This window comes from Streptomyces sp. NPDC088732 (genome assembly GCF_044751205.1).
Lineage (GTDB): Bacteria > Actinomycetota > Actinomycetes > Streptomycetales > Streptomycetaceae > Actinacidiphila.
This window is the reverse complement of the sequence record NZ_JBIVLI010000014.1, coordinates 1-13,293: the sequence shown is the minus strand read 5'-3', so window position 1 is coordinate 13,293 and position 13,293 is coordinate 1. Positions and strand designations below refer to the sequence as shown.

Annotated in this window: 13 protein-coding genes and 1 pseudogene; 10 read left to right on the top strand and 4 right to left on the bottom strand. The window is 73.4% G+C overall.

The window, feature by feature from the left end; all coding sequences use genetic code 11:
• Positions 1-7: 7 nt before the first annotated feature.
• On the bottom strand, positions 8-1,465 hold the full coding sequence (locus tag ACIP9H_RS23190) for a PLP-dependent aminotransferase family protein (RefSeq protein ID WP_401586461.1): 1,458 nt from the start codon (positions 1,463-1,465) through the stop codon (positions 8-10).
• On the opposite strand from ACIP9H_RS23190, the gene ACIP9H_RS23185 reads away from it, so the two are divergent.
• The 7 genes from ACIP9H_RS23185 to ACIP9H_RS23155 all read left to right on the top strand — a co-directional run bounded on the left by ACIP9H_RS23185 (position 1,464) and on the right by ACIP9H_RS23155 (position 6,922).
• The gene (locus ACIP9H_RS23185; RefSeq protein WP_401586464.1) at positions 1,464-2,405 is read left to right on the top strand and encodes a DMT family transporter; all 942 of its coding nucleotides are present in this window, start codon (positions 1,464-1,466) and stop codon (positions 2,403-2,405) included. The two genes, ACIP9H_RS23190 and ACIP9H_RS23185, sit on opposite strands and share 2 nt — an antisense overlap.
• Positions 2,406-2,497: 92 nt before the next feature.
• Complete coding sequence (locus tag ACIP9H_RS23180; protein WP_401960530.1) at positions 2,498-3,076, top strand: DUF5134 domain-containing protein; 579 nt, start codon at positions 2,498-2,500, stop codon at positions 3,074-3,076.
• A gap of 95 nt (positions 3,077-3,171) precedes the next feature.
• Positions 3,172-4,110: a M56 family metallopeptidase gene (locus ACIP9H_RS23175; protein WP_401586468.1), complete on the top strand. Its 939-nt coding sequence runs from the start codon at positions 3,172-3,174 to the stop codon at positions 4,108-4,110.
• 10 nt (positions 4,111-4,120) lie between these two features.
• The gene (locus tag ACIP9H_RS23170; protein WP_401960528.1) at positions 4,121-4,813 is read left to right on the top strand and encodes a phosphatase PAP2 family protein; all 693 of its coding nucleotides are present in this window, start codon (positions 4,121-4,123) and stop codon (positions 4,811-4,813) included.
• 104 nt (positions 4,814-4,917) lie between these two features.
• Complete coding sequence (locus ACIP9H_RS23165; RefSeq protein WP_360910404.1) at positions 4,918-5,328, top strand: ester cyclase; 411 nt, start codon at positions 4,918-4,920, stop codon at positions 5,326-5,328.
• 94 nt (positions 5,329-5,422) lie between these two features.
• On the top strand, positions 5,423-6,127 hold the full coding sequence (locus tag ACIP9H_RS23160) for an HAD family hydrolase (RefSeq protein WP_401960525.1): 705 nt from the start codon (positions 5,423-5,425) through the stop codon (positions 6,125-6,127).
• A 147-nt stretch (positions 6,128-6,274) separates the two neighbouring features.
• Complete coding sequence (locus ACIP9H_RS23155) at positions 6,275-6,922, top strand: TetR/AcrR family transcriptional regulator (protein WP_401586479.1); 648 nt, start codon at positions 6,275-6,277, stop codon at positions 6,920-6,922.
• Here the strand turns inward: ACIP9H_RS23155 and ACIP9H_RS23150 are convergent.
• Positions 6,913-8,259, bottom strand: a complete 1,347-nt coding sequence (locus ACIP9H_RS23150) for an LVIVD repeat-containing protein (protein ID WP_401586528.1) — start codon at positions 8,257-8,259, stop codon at positions 6,913-6,915. The genes ACIP9H_RS23155 and ACIP9H_RS23150 overlap by 10 nt on opposite strands.
• A gap of 220 nt (positions 8,260-8,479) precedes the next feature.
• Between ACIP9H_RS23150 and ACIP9H_RS23145 the strand changes: the two genes are divergently transcribed.
• The 3 genes from ACIP9H_RS23145 (at position 8,480) to ACIP9H_RS23135 (ending at position 12,018) form a co-directional block, all read left to right on the top strand.
• Positions 8,480-9,070, top strand: coding sequence for a DUF305 domain-containing protein (locus ACIP9H_RS23145; RefSeq protein WP_401586530.1), 591 nt, complete (start codon positions 8,480-8,482; stop codon positions 9,068-9,070).
• A 109-nt stretch (positions 9,071-9,179) separates the two neighbouring features.
• Complete coding sequence (locus tag ACIP9H_RS23140; protein WP_401960521.1) at positions 9,180-10,529, top strand: FAD-dependent oxidoreductase; 1,350 nt, start codon at positions 9,180-9,182, stop codon at positions 10,527-10,529.
• Positions 10,530-10,641: 112 nt separating this feature from the next.
• Positions 10,642-12,018, top strand: a complete 1,377-nt coding sequence (locus ACIP9H_RS23135; protein ID WP_401960518.1) for a nucleobase:cation symporter-2 family protein — start codon at positions 10,642-10,644, stop codon at positions 12,016-12,018.
• A gap of 5 nt (positions 12,019-12,023) precedes the next feature.
• On the opposite strand, the gene ACIP9H_RS23130 is transcribed toward ACIP9H_RS23135, so the two are convergent.
• Positions 12,024-12,701 carry a uracil-DNA glycosylase gene (locus ACIP9H_RS23130; protein ID WP_401586486.1) on the bottom strand — a complete coding sequence of 226 codons (678 nt, stop codon included), beginning with the start codon at positions 12,699-12,701 and terminating at the stop codon, positions 12,024-12,026.
• A 138-nt stretch (positions 12,702-12,839) separates the two neighbouring features.
• Positions 12,840-13,293: pseudogene (locus tag ACIP9H_RS23125) on the bottom strand (hypothetical protein); the annotation flags it as partial.

Here is a 13,293-nt window from a genome sequence, read left to right as displayed (position 1 = left end):
GGCCCGCTCAGCCGGCGGCCGTGACGCCGGTCTCCGCGCACGCGGCCGCGAAGCGGCGCACGCCGTCGGCGATCTCGTCGGTGCCGGTGGTGTCGGCGAAGCTGAGGCGGACGTACGGGCCCGGTGCCTCGGCGGCGAAGTAGGGACGGCCGGGGGCGACGGCCGTACCCGCGCGCAGTGAGGCGGCGGCGAGGGCCGTCTCGTCGGTGCCGTCGGGCAGCCGCAGCCAGAACTGGTAGCCGCCAGTGGGCGGCCGGACGGCGGCGGCGAGGGCGGGCAGGTGCCGGTGGAGGGCCGTGAGCATCGCGTCACGGCGCTCGCGCAGTCCCGCGGAGACCGTACGCAGGTGGCGCGGCCAGGCAGGGGCACCGACGAGTTCGAGGGTGGCCTCCTGGAGCGGCCGGGGCACGAAGAAGCTGTCGACGACCTGGATCGCGCGCAGCCGCTCCATGACCGGCCCCCGGGCGACGAGGGCGCCCACCCGCAGGCTGGGCGCGGTCGGTTTGGTCAGCGAGGTGACGTGGACGACCGTGCCGTACGGGTCGTCGGCGACGAGCGGCGGCGGGAGCGGCCCGCCGTGGCCGAGGCGGCGGGCGAAGTCGTCCTCGACGACGAACGCGCCGGCGGCGTGCGCGATCTCGGTGACGTGGCGGCGCCGAGCGGCGGCGAGCACGGTGCCGGTCGGATTCTGGAACAGCGGCTGGCAGAAGAAGACCCGGGCGCCGGTCGCGGCGAAGGCCTCGGCCAGCAGGTCGGGCCGTACCCCGTCGTCGTCCATGGGCACCGGTACGGGCCGCAGTCCCGCGGCGCGGGCGACCGCCAGCGCGCCCGGGTAGGTGGGCGACTCCATGAGCACCGGAGCGCCGGGCGGCGCGAGGGCCCGCAGGGCGGTGGTGAGCGCCGCCTGTCCGCCCGCGGTGACCAGGACGTGGGCGGGGCCGAAGTCCCCGCCGGGGCCGCCGGTCTCGCGGGCGAACCAGGTGCGCAGCGCGGTCAGCCCCTCCAGCGGGGGCCGTTCCCAGGCGCCGGGGCGGCGGGCGGCACGGGCGAGAGCGGCGCCGAGGGCCTGCTCGGGCTGGAGGGACGGGTGCAGGTAGCCGCCGTTGAAGGCGATGACGCCGGGCGGTGGCACCGCGAGGCTCGTGGTGACCCCGGAGGCGTCGACGACCCGCGGCGCGGGCTCGCCGTGCGGCTCCTCCGCGGTGAGGGCCACCTGCTGCCAGGAGGTGTCGAAGGTGCGGGCGTCCCCGGCCCCTTGCTGCGCGCGATAGGCGCCGGCGCCGGGCCGGGTGACCACGAGCCCTTCCGCTGCGAGGGCGGCGAGGGCCCGGGAGACGGTGACCGGGGAGACCCCGAACCGTTCGACCAGGGCACGGCTGGACGGCAGCTTCTCTCCGGGAGAGTAGCGGTGCAGCTCATGCCGCAGGGATTCTGCGAGACTGCGTGAACTGCTACCGTTGTTCATGACAGCACAGAATAGCGCTACTACCCGCATGCGGATAGCGGTCACCGGTCGCGCAACGACGCCGGGCGGGTCGCACGGCGGCACGGCTCTCGGCGGCACGGCCCTGGCGGGCCTCGGCGTCGCCGCCTTCTCCCTCACCTTCCCCGCGACGCACTGGGCACTGACCGGCTTCGGCCCCTGGACGGCGGCAACGGTCAGGGGCGTCCTGGCGGCCGCCGTCGCCGGTGTGTGCCTGGCGGTGGCGCGCGTGCCGGTGCCGCAGCGGCGGCACTGGGCGGGGCTCGCGGTCGTCACGGCCGGGGTCGTGCTGGGATTCCCGCTGCTCACCACGCTGGCGCTGCGCACCACCGGCACCTCGCACGCCGCCGTCGTGGTGGGCGCGCTGCCGCTGGTCACCGCAGCGTTCGCCGCCGTACGCACCGGGGCGCGGCCGTCGCCGCTGTTCTGGACCGCGGCCGTCGCGGGCGGCGCGGTCGTGGTGGGGTTCGCGCTGTGGCAGGGCGGGGGCGCGCCGACCTCCGGCGACCTCTTCCTCTTCGCGTCGCTGGTGGTGTGCGCGGCGGGCTACGTGGAGGGCGGCCGGCTGGCCTCCGTGATGCCCGGCTGGCAGGTGATCGGCTGGGCGCTCGTGGGGGCGCTGCCGCTGACGGTGCCCGCGGCGCTGGTCTCCCTGACCGCCGAGCCCGTTCATGCGGACGTCCGGGCCGTCGCCGGGCTGGTGTGGGTGTCGCTGGTGTCGCAGTTCCTCGGGCTGATGGTCTGGTACCGCGGGATGGCCGCGATCGGCGTCGCCCGCGCGAGCCAACTGCAGCTCGCGCAGCCGCTGCTGACGCTCGTATGGGCGGCCGCGCTGCTGGGCGAGGACCTGGGGGCGCTGACCGCGCCGGCGGCGGTGGCGGTGCTCGTGTGCGTCGCGGTGACGCAGCGTGCCCGCAGTTGAACCGGCACCGCGCCCCCCTATGCCCCCATGCGCGGGGGTTCGCGCCGCCGGGCGGGGGCATCCTCGGTTCAGGAGCCGAAGGGGGTCGGGTCATGCACGGACCACCGCTGGTGGCCTGGCTGCTCGTGGCGCTGGGTGCGGCGACGGCCGCCTACTGCCTGGTGCGCACAAGGCCCGGGTGCCCGGGTACGACACGTGAGGAACGCGAGCAGCGGAGCGCGGCGCGGGCCGAGGCGCTGATGGGCGCCGGCATGGCGGTGATGGCGGTGCCGGTGTCGGCCCTGGACCAGCCGCCCTGGGCGTCCGCGGTCCTCGCGGTGGTCTTCGGTGTCGCGGCGGTCCGCTCGCTGCTCCTGGTCCGGCGGAACGCGCACCATCTGCACCACGCGGTGGGCGCGATCGCGATGGTCTACATGACCGCCGCCATGGAGGGCGCCGGCGGCTCGGCGCACGCGGGGCACGGCGCAATGGGCGCGCCCCTGCTCACCGGACTGCTGCTGCTGTACTTCGCGGTGTACGTGCTCGCGGCGGGCGTGCGCCTGGTGTCGATCCCGGTCACGCCGGCGACGGGCACGGCAGGCGCGGTCGCGGTCCGGCACGCGCCCGAGCTCGCCTCGGCCTGCCGGGTGTCGATGGGGATCGGCATGTTCGCGATGCTGCTGACACTGTGACGGGACACCGTGCCGCCGTGACGCCCGTGAGGCGTACGTCACTTTAGGGCGCGGCAGCGTACCGGGGGGCCGGGCCGCCCTCATAGTGTGGCGCCATGACGGTCCCGCTGGTGCTGCTGCTGCTCGGTGCGACGGCGGCGGCCACGGCGCCGCGTCTGCTGACCCGGGCCGGATGGCCGGAACGCGAACCCGTCCTGGCCCTGTGGGTGTGGCAGTGCGTGGTCGGCGCGGTGCTGCTGTGCTGCTTCCTGGCGATGGCGCTGAGCGCGTGCGCCGCGTGGCAGTGGCTGCGCGGCGGGCTGTTCGCGTTCGCGCCGAGCGGGGTGGTGGAGGCGTACGGGCTCTCCGGCCACGGCTCCTGGGCGGGGTATCTGGCGGTGCTCCTGGCCTGCGGCGGCGCCTGGACGGGCGCCATGCTCGCCCGCGAGATCCGTACGGCGCGCACCCGGCAGCGCCGGCGGCGCGCGGAACTGCGCGTGCGATCGCCGCGGCTGCCCGGCGAGGCGGCGGCCTCCGGCGAGCGGCTGGTCGTCCTGGAGGACGAGCGGCCCGAGGCGTGGTGGCTGGCCGGGCAGCGGCCCCAACTGGTCATCACCACGGGCGCCCTGCGCCGCCTGAAAGGCCGTCAACTCGATGCCGTCCTCGCGCACGAGCAGGGACACGCCCGGGCCCGGCACGACGTACTCCTGCACTGCGCGGGCGCGCTGGCGGCCGGTTTCCCGCAGATCCCGGTCTTCGCGGGCTTCCGCCACCAGGTGCACCACCTGATCGAACTGGCCGCCGACGACATCGCCTCGCGCCGCTTCGGCGGGCTCACGACAGCACTCGCCCTGGTCGAACTCAACGAGGACCGCGGGGTGTTCGGCCCCGGCCCGGCTCTGCAGGGCCATCTGCCCGGCCGGGTCAGCCGGCTGCTCGACCCGGCGCCGCGGCTGACCCGGCTCGGCCGCGCGCAGGCCTCCGCGTGCGCCCTGCTCATCCCGTTCGTCCCCCTCCTCGTCGCGTTCGGCCCCGGGATCGGCGCCCTGACGTAGTCTCGGGCGCATGCACGCCCCACCCGCCCCCGCCGTCAGCCGGGGCGGTGGCCCGCGCGCGGTGTGCCTGCGGTACTGCGCCGCGACGGCCGCCGTCTTCCTGCTGCTCCTGGCACTCGTGGCGAGCCGGTGGACCCCGCTGACGGACACCGACCGCCGGATCGCCGTCGCGTTCCACGCCTTCGGGGTCCGCCACCCCGGCTGGACCCGGGTCAACCGGGTGCTGTCGGACCATGTCTGGGACCCCTCGACCATGCGGGCCCTGCTGGCGGTCTGCCTGCTCGTGCTGCTGTGGCGGCGGGCCGGGCGGCAGGCGCTGTGGCTCGCCCTGTGCGGCGTCCTCGGCTGGGTCCTCCAGCAGGCCGTCAAGGCCGCCGTGGGACGCCCCCGCCCCCACTGGCCGGACCCGCTCGCCACGGCGCCCTATGCGGCCTTCCCGTCGGGGCACGCCATGACGGCCGCCATCAGCTGCGGCGCCCTGGTGTGGGTGTTCCGTCTGCGCTGCCCGGGGGCCGGTCGCCTGCCGCGCGCCGCCGTCTGGTCCCTGGCCGCGGTCTCGGTCGCCGGTGTCGGCCTCACCCGGGTCTACCTGGGCGTCCACTGGCCCAGCGACGTCGTCGGCGGCTGGCTCCTCGGGGCCGCGGTGCTCACCGGGACCGCGGCGCTCTGCCAACCCTGGCGTACGCCGGCGCCGCCGCCCTGACGTAGGCACGCGGCGTCCTTCGCGCCTACCGTGGGAAGTGGAAGGGGCGGGCACACGGCCCTTCGTTCGTGGGCGCCCGCGGTCCCGACGTCAGGGAGCACCACATGTCGCGAGAATCCAACCTCTCCATCCTGGAGCACTTCGGCTCGGCGGTGAACGACGGCCGGCTCGGCGAGATCGACTCCTATGTGGCACCCGGTTCCGTCGACCACGACCCGGCGCCGGGCCAGGTTCCGGGCCCCGAGGGGTACGAGGAGATGTTCGCGGGGATGCGGACGGCCTTCCCCGATCTGCACATCGACGTCGAGCACGTCCTGGCCACCGACGACGAGATCGCCTTCGCGTACACCGTCACCGGTACCCATCTCGGCGAGCTGATGGGGCACCCGCCGACCGGCCGGACGGTGAGCTACCGGGGCATGCAGATCAGCCGTGTCAAGGACGGCAAGCTCGTCGAACGCTGGGGCAGCAGCGACGAGCTGGGGATGCTGCGGCAGCTCGGCCTGGCCGACTGACCCCGCCGGACGCAACCGGCCGGACAGCCGCGGTTCGGCCCGGTGCGACCGCCCCGTGACGTCCCCGCGGGACGGGTCGGGGAGGATGCCGGACATGACCATCAAGGGATTCATGTTCGACTTCTCCGGGACACTGCTGCGCGTGGAGCCCACGGAGAGCTGGCTGCGTGCCGTCGTCGCGGAGCTCGGCATCCCGCTGGGGGAAGGGGAGTCGGCGGCCTGGGCGGAGCGCCTGGAGCACGTCGGCGCGCTGCCGGGCGGTGTCGGTCCGCGGCGCGTTCCCGCGCATCTGGCCCAGGTGTGGGAGGAACGGGACCTGTCGGCCGCTCACCACAGGGCCGCCTACACCGGCTTGGCACGCGAGGCGGAACTGCCGTGGGACGGCGCCCATGACATCTATGACGCGCTGTACGAGCGGCACATGCGGCCGGAGGCGTGGACGCCGTACCCGGACACCGCCGAGGTGCTCGGTGAGCTGCGCCGGCGCGGGGTGCCGGTGGCCGTGGTGAGCAACATCGGGTGGGACCTGCGGCCGGTCTTCCGCGCGCACGGCCTCGACGGCCTCGTGGACGCCTTCGTGCTGAGTTACGAGCACGGAATGCAGAAGCCGGACCCGCGGCTGTTCGCGACCGCCTGCGAGGCCCTGGGCCTGCCGCCGGAGCGCGTGGCCATGGTGGGCGACGACCGGCGCGCGGACGGCGGCGCCGCGGCGCTGGGATGCACCGTGCGTCTGGTGGACCATCTGCCGGCGGAGCAGCGCCCGGCGGGGCTGCTGCCGGTGCTGGAGCTGACCGGCTGACGAGGACACGGGCTCGGGTCGCGACCCGGCGGTCCCCCGCGCCGCCGGGTCGCGGCCCGATCCCCGCGTTCCCGCCCGAGCACAGGGCTCGCGCAAAGCCGGACCCCGAGTACATTGGCCCGGAGCCAGTCAACGCAGGAGTAAAGCATGTCCCCTCGGCGACCGTCGGTCAACGAAGAGATGCGGCGCCGTTCGCGGGAACGGCTGTTGCGGGCGACCGTCGAGCTGGTCGAGGAACGCGGCTACGAGGCCGCGACCCTCGGCGACATCGCCGACCGGGCGGGCACGGCACGCGGGCTGGTCTCGTACTACTTCCCGGGCAAACGCCAGTTACTTCAGTCGGCGGCCCACCGGCTGATGCACACCGAGCTGTCCGCGGCGCTGGAGCGGCAGCCGGTCGCCGCCGACGGACGCGAACTGCTGGCCCGCGCGATCGACAGCGTGCTGGGACTGCCGGGGCGGTTCCCCGTGCTGATGCGCGCGCACATGGCGGGCATCCTGCAGACGGCCGGCTTCAGCGAGTGCGCCGAGCGGCAGCGCCTGGCGGAGCTGCTGCGCGGAGCCGTGGAGGCGTGGGGCTCCCCCGACCCCGAGCCCGACTACCGCATGCTGCGGGCGCAGTTGATGGGCGGGGTCTTCGCCCAGCTGATCCCCGGCGCGCCGATGCCGCTGCCCCATCTACGGAAGGACCTCTTCCGGCGCTACGGACTGGACTGGGAGCTCGGCGTGCCGCCGGGCGGCCCCGAAGAGCTGCCACCCGGCGGCACACCACGGTCCGACCCCGCTCAGCGGTAGTCGGGCTGGGTCTGCACGTTGAGCTCGGCGAGCCGGATACCGCGGGCGCTGTCGGTGCGCCGGTCGGAGATCCGCAGGACGTCGAAGCCCTTGGCGATGTCGTTCGAGTAGATGTAGCCGTTGTAGTAGTAGGCGCTCCAGGAGCCGCCGAGCACCAGCGAGTCGGTGGACAGTGGACCGCGCTCGAAGAAGCCGATCTCGCGGGGACGCGAGGAGTCGGTGAAGTCCCAGACGGACAGGCCGCCCTGGTACCAGGCCTGGACCATGATGTCGCGGCCCTTGGCCGGGATGAGCGAGCCGTTGTGGGCGACGCAGTTCTCGGTGTCCGCCTGCATGCGCGGGATCTTGTAGTAGCTGCGGAAGACGAGCTTCGGGTGGCCGTGCTTGCGGACGATGTCGTAGATGCCGTCCGCGCCGCGCTGCGGACCGACCAGCGCGTTGCACTCGGCGGCGCCGCCGCCGCCGAGTTCGTCGGTGAAGACGACCTTGGTACCGCGCTCGTTGAAGGTCGCCGAGTGCCAGAACGAGAAGTTGACGTTGTCCTGGACCCGGTCGATCACCTTCGGGCGCACGGGGTCGGAGATGTCCATCAGGATGCCGTCGCCCATGCAGGCGCCCGCGGCGAGCCCCAGCTTGGGGAAGGCCGTGATGTCGTGGCAGCCGGTCGTCGCGCTGACCCGCCCCTGGGTGTCGGTGGGCGGGACGCCCGGGTTGCCGCCGTCCGGGAAGAGGACGGGGAAGCCGGCGAGGGCTGCCTTCTCGGGGTGCGAGCGGGGGATCTTCACGACGGAGATGCCGTCGTGCGGGGGCTGGCAGTCCGGGAAGGACGCGCTGGGCGCGTACGAGGAGACGTACACGAACAGGTCGCGCTTGCTCGGCACCAGGGTGTGCGTGTGGGAGCCGCAGTTGGTCTCGACGGCGGCGACGTAGCGCGGGTTGGCCTTGTCGCTGATGTCGAAGACCTTGATGCCCTCCCAGGAGGACTTCTCACTGGCGGACTGGCTGGTGCTCGCGCACGAGTTGTCCGAGCGGGAGGAGTCGGTGGAGAGCACCAGCAGGTCGCCGGAGACCGAGACGTCGTTCTGCGAGCCGGGGCACAGCACCTGGCTGACGACCTTGGGGCTGGAGGGGCGGCTGATGTCGTAGACGACGAAGCCGTCGTAGTTGCCGGCGAAGGCGTACTTGCCCTGGAAGGCGAGGTCGGTGTTGAAGTTGGTCAGGGACTGCTTGGGGATGTTCACCAGATGCTCGACGTTGGCGCTGGTCACGACCTCGTCGACGCCGGGTATCGCGCCGTCGGCGGTCGCCGGCGCCGCGGCCCCGAGGCCGAGCAGCATGAGCGCCGCGGCCACGAGGGCCGCGAGGCGTCTGGGGCGGATGGGAGAAGTCCTTAAACGCGTCACCGCGTCCTCCAAGGTGTGCGGTCAACATGAAACGATGAAACGACCAAGCCGAAGTATGCTCTTTTCATGCTCGTGTCAAAAGATGCACAATGAGGCAGTGCTCGCGACTCGCTGTGCAGTATTAGTGCTGCTTCCGTTGTCCCTGGCCGCCTCGATGCTCACGCTGACCGGGTGCGACGGGGGCGGTGACGACGCCAAGGCCGCCGCTCCCTCGGTCATCGCCCCTGGTCGGCCGGGCGAGGACGCGGCCACCTTGTCCGCGGACGAGGCCGCCAAGGCCAGGCCCGACGACACCCCCAACGCCGCCGACCTGTCCTACACGACGAACATGATCGCCCACCATGAGCAGGCGCTGGTCATGGCCACGTACGCGGACACCCGCGCGTCCGGCACCAAGGTGCGCGCCCTGGCCGCGCGCATCGAGGCCGCCCAGGGCCCGGAGATCAAGACGATGGCCGCCTGGCTCAAGGAGAACGGCGGCGCCTCACCGGGCACCGGGCACGACCACGACCACGCGTCGATGCCGGGCATGGCGTCCCCCGCGCAGCTGGCCGAACTGGCTGCCGCCCGGGGCACGGCCTTCGACCGGCTCTTCCTGCGGCTGATGATCGCCCACCACGAAGGCGCGATCACCATGGCGACGGAGGTGCTGACCGAGGGACGCAACGTCCAGGTGGGCGAGTGGGCGAGCGAGGTGATCGCGCAGCAGACCGCCGAGATCGGCCGAATGCGCGCCTTGACCTGACATCGCGCACCGCGACACGCCTGCGCCGCCCTGCCCCGGCCGATGCCCGGTGCGATGCTGGGAAGTGCCCGGCCGCTCCGGCCGTCGCCTCGACCAGGAGGAGGCGCCTGTGCTTCGCATCGCCGTCGTCGGATCAGGTCCCAGCGGGGTGTACACGGCGGAGGCCCTGGCCCGCCAGGACGCGGTCCCCCAGGTCTCGGTGGACGTGCTGGACCGGCTCCCCTGCCCGTACGGCCTGGTCAGGTACGGTGTCGCGCCCGACCACGAGAAGATCAAGTCCCTGCAGGGCAATCTGCGGCGCGTCCTGGAGGACCCGCGGATCCGCTTCCTGGGCAACGTGACGGCCGGCGCGCCCGGACTGCCCCCCGAGCGCCTGCTGGAGCTGTACCACGCGGTGGTCTACTGCGTCGGCGCCGCCACCGACCGCCGGCTCGGGGTCCCCGGCGAGGACCTCCCGGGCAGCTTCTCCGCGACGCGCTTCGTCTCCTGGTACAGCGCGCACCCGGACCAGGCCCCCGACGAGTTCCTGCTCAGCGCGCGGTCCGCGGTCGTCGTCGGCGTCGGCAATGTCGCCGTGGACGTCGCCCGCATCCTGGCACGCGGCGCCGACGAGCTGCGTCGCACCGACGTCCCCGAAGCGGCCCTGCGCGCACTGGAGAACAGCCGGGTCACGGACGTCCACATGGTCGGCAGGCGAGGTCCCTCGCAGGCGAAGTTCACCACCAAGGAGCTGCGCGAACTGGGCGCCCTCGCGGACGCGGACGTGCTGGTCCGGGAGGACGAGCTCGCGCTCGATCCCGCGTACGCCGATCCGGGCGCCCTGCCGGCGGTCGCCCGGCGCAATGTCGAGGTGCTGCGCGGCTGGGCCGCGCGCCCGCCCGCCGGGCACCGGCGCCGCATCCATCTGCGCTTCTTCCTGCGCCCGGCCGCACTGCTGGGCGAGGACAGGGTGGCGGGTGTGCGCTTCGAGCGGACGGTGCCGGACGGGCAGGGCGGGGTGCGCGGCAGCGGCGGGTTCGAGGACATCGGCGCGCAGCTCGTACTGCGCTCGGTCGGCTACCGCGGTGTGGCCATGGAGGGGCTGCCCTTCGACGAGGCACTGGGCATCGTCCCCAACGAGGAGGGCCGGGTGCTGCGGGACGGCAGGCGTTCGCCGGGCGAGTACGTCGCCGGATGGATCAAGCGCGGGCCGACCGGTGTCATCGGCACCAACCGGCCGTGCGCCAAGGAGACCGCCTCGGCGCTGCTCGCGGACGCCGAAGCGCTGCTGGCGCGCGGCGAGCTGCCGGCGGACCCGCTGGAGGGACTGCGCGCGGCGGGGCAGCGTCCCGTCGAGTGGACGGGCTGGGAGGCCATCGAGGCCGCGGAGGCGGAGCTCGGCCGGTCCCTGGACCGGGCCACCGTCAAGATCCCTGACTGGTCGGGGCTGTTGGCGGCCGCGGCGGGGACCCCGGGGTGACGGTATGTCAGCACCCGTGGTCGCAGCGCGTGGTTGACGGTCCTTAGGGTCTCGGGCGGCCGGCACCCCGGCACAGCCGCTCATTCGCGCCGCGTTCGAGGAGAGTCCCCCCATGGCGACGACGTCCCGCCCGCCGGTCCATCCCGTCGACGAAGTCCTACCGCCCGCCCGGCTCGCGGCGTTCGGCCTGCAGCACGTACTGGCGATGTACGCGGGCGCGGTCGCGGTACCGCTGATCGTGGGCGGCGCCCTCAAGCTGTCGCCGGCCGATCTGGCGTACCTCATCACGGCGGACCTGCTGGTGTGCGGCATCGCCACCCTGCTGCAGTGCGTCGGCTGGTGGCGCTTCGGCGTACGGCTGCCGATCATGCAGGGCTGCACCTTCGCCGCGGTCTCCCCCATGGTGCTGATCGGCCAGGACGGCGGACTGCCCGCGATCTACGGCTCGGTGATCGTCGCCGGCCTGGCGATGATCCTGCTGGCCCCCGTCTTCGGCCGGCTGCTGCACTACTTCCCGCCCGTGGTGACGGGCACCGTCATCCTGGTCATCGGGCTGAGCCTGCTGCCGGTGGCGGGCAACTGGGTTGCGGGCGGGGCCGGTTCCGCCGACTTCGGGGCGCCGCGCAACATCGCGCTGGCGGCCGCCGTACTGCTCGCGATCGTGCTGATCCAGCGCTTCGCGCCGGCTGTCGTCGCCCGGGTCGCGGTACTCGCCGGCATCGTCGTCGGGACGGCGGTGGCCGTGCCGCTCGGTCTCACCGACTTCAGCGCGGTCGGCGACGCGCACTGGCTCGGCATCAGCACGCCCTTCCACTTCGGCACCCCCACCTTCCAGGGCGCCGCCGTGGTCTCCATGCTCGTCGTGGCACTGGTGACGATGACCGAGACGACCGGAGACATCATCGCCGTCGGCGAACTGACCGGCCGCAAGGCGAAACCCGGCCGGCTCGCGGACGGGCTGCGCGCCGACGGCGTGTCGACCGTGCTGGGCGGGATCTTCAACACCTTCCCGTACACCGCCTACGCGCAGAACGTGGGCCTGGTGGGACTGACCCGGGTGCGCAGCCGGTGGGTGGTGGCCACCGCGGGCGGCATCCTCGTCCTGCTCGGGCTGCTGCCCAAGCTGGGCGCGGTGGTCGCCGCGATCCCGGCGCCGGTACTGGGCGGCGCGGGGCTGGTGATGTTCGGCACGGTGGCGGCGAGCGGACTGCGCACGCTGGCCACCGTGGACTTCCACGGCACCGCCGACCTGATGGTCGTCGCGGTGTCCCTGGCGGTGGGACTGCTGCCGGTGGGCGTGCCCACGGTGTACGAGCGGTTCCCCGACTGGTTCCGGACGATCATGGACAGCGGTATCAGCGCGGGCTGCGTCACCGCCGTCGCGCTCAATCTGCTCTTCAACCACCTGCCGGGCGGCCGTACTTCGGTGGACGACGGGATGCCCGACGCGGACGCCCTGCCCACCGGGGGTGGTGAGCAGGGCGCGTAGGCCGCCTAGGGAAGCTTCCAGTCGACGGGCTGGGCACCCTGCTGGAGCAAAAGGTCGTTGGCCCTGCTGAAGGGCCGCGAGCCGAAGAATCCTCGATCGGCGGACCTGGGCGAAGGATGCGCCGACTCGATCGCCGGCAGGTTCCCGAGCAGGGGGCGGGCGTTGCGGGCGTCGCGGCCCCAGAGGATCGACACCAACGGCTTGCCGCGCGCGGCCAGGGCGCGTATCGCCTGCTCGGTCACTGCCTCCCAGCCCTTGCCGCGATGCGCAGCGGAGTTGCCGGGTGCCGTGGTCAGCGCCCTGTTGAGCAGCAGCACTCCCTGCCGGGTCCAGGGCGTCAGGTCGCCGTTCGACGGCCGGGGCAGGCCGAGGTCCGACTGGAGCTCCTGGTAGATGTTCTGCAGGCTCTCGGGCAGTCGGCGCACCTCCGCGGCGACGGCGAAGCTGTGGCCGATGGCCATCCCCGGCGTCGGATAGGGGTCCTGCCCGACGATCAGCACCCTCACTTCGTCGAAGGGCTGCTGGAATGCCCGCAGGATGTGCTGTCCGGCCGGCACATAGGTCCGGCCCGCCGCGATCTCCGCCCGTAGGAAGTCACCCATCCCCGCAATGCGTTCGGCGACGGGCGCGAGGGCCTCGGCCCAGCGGGGTTCGACAAGTTCACTCAATGGTCGTGCTGCCACGGGCGTCACCCTACCGGCCCACACCGACACACTCTCACCGGCGGCGAGGCCGCGGGCACCTGTGAACGGCACCGAGGGCGAGCACGTGGTGTGTGCTCGCCCTCGGTCACGCGGTTGCGTGGGTCACCCGGGTGCGGGTCAGCCCTGCGGCAGGACCTGGATGGTCTTGGAGGTCGTGATCGGCGCGAGCGACGCGTCGTCGGTGTAGGGACGCATCGAGTCGTTGGTCACCGTGACGGTCACGGTGCCGGGGTTGAGCGCGGTGAGGATGCGGGTCTGCGGGTCGAGGATGGCGGTCTTGCCCTTGCGGCGGGCGTCGTCGACCGCGTCCTGGCCGGTGCCGACGGCCAGGTTCGACGAACCGGTCCAGTTCACCGACATCGGGTAGCGCAGCGGCACGACACGCGAGCCGGTCGCCACGCCCTGCGGCTGCACGATGCTGCCGGAGATCTGCGCGGTCGTCCCCGCCTGCACGGTGTCGGGGGTGTTGAGGGTGATGGACTGGGCGAAGGCGCGCACGTCGGCCTGGATCCACTGCTGGCGCGCGTTGCGGTGCGAGTCGACGGACCAGTCGACCCAGCCGGTGAAGCCA

What these genes read in the sequence shown, in the direction of transcription:
- ACIP9H_RS23165 (WP_360910404.1), top strand. Translation starts at nt 4,918, where the DNA reads ATGTCGCGAGAATCCAACCTCTCCATCCTGGAGCACTTCGGCTCGGCG.
- ACIP9H_RS23180 (WP_401960530.1), top strand. Translation starts at nt 2,498, where the DNA reads ATGCACGGACCACCGCTGGTGGCCTGGCTGCTCGTGGCGCTGGGTGCG.
- ACIP9H_RS23170 (WP_401960528.1), top strand. Translation starts at nt 4,121, where the DNA reads ATGCACGCCCCACCCGCCCCCGCCGTCAGCCGGGGCGGTGGCCCGCGC.
- ACIP9H_RS23175 (WP_401586468.1), top strand. Translation starts at nt 3,172, where the DNA reads ATGACGGTCCCGCTGGTGCTGCTGCTGCTCGGTGCGACGGCGGCGGCC.
- ACIP9H_RS23190 (WP_401586461.1), bottom strand. Translation starts at nt 1,465, where the DNA reads ATGAACAACGGTAGCAGTTCACGCAGTCTCGCAGAATCCCTGCGGCAT.
- ACIP9H_RS23155 (WP_401586479.1), top strand. Translation starts at nt 6,275, where the DNA reads ATGTCCCCTCGGCGACCGTCGGTCAACGAAGAGATGCGGCGCCGTTCG.
- ACIP9H_RS23150 (WP_401586528.1), bottom strand. Translation starts at nt 8,259, where the DNA reads ATGCTGCTCGGCCTCGGGGCCGCGGCGCCGGCGACCGCCGACGGCGCG.
- ACIP9H_RS23160 (WP_401960525.1), top strand. Translation starts at nt 5,423, where the DNA reads ATGACCATCAAGGGATTCATGTTCGACTTCTCCGGGACACTGCTGCGC.
- ACIP9H_RS23135 (WP_401960518.1), top strand. Translation starts at nt 10,642, where the DNA reads ATGGCGACGACGTCCCGCCCGCCGGTCCATCCCGTCGACGAAGTCCTA.
- ACIP9H_RS23185 (WP_401586464.1), top strand. Translation starts at nt 1,464, where the DNA reads ATGACAGCACAGAATAGCGCTACTACCCGCATGCGGATAGCGGTCACC.
- ACIP9H_RS23145 (WP_401586530.1), top strand. Translation starts at nt 8,480, where the DNA reads ATGCTCACGCTGACCGGGTGCGACGGGGGCGGTGACGACGCCAAGGCC.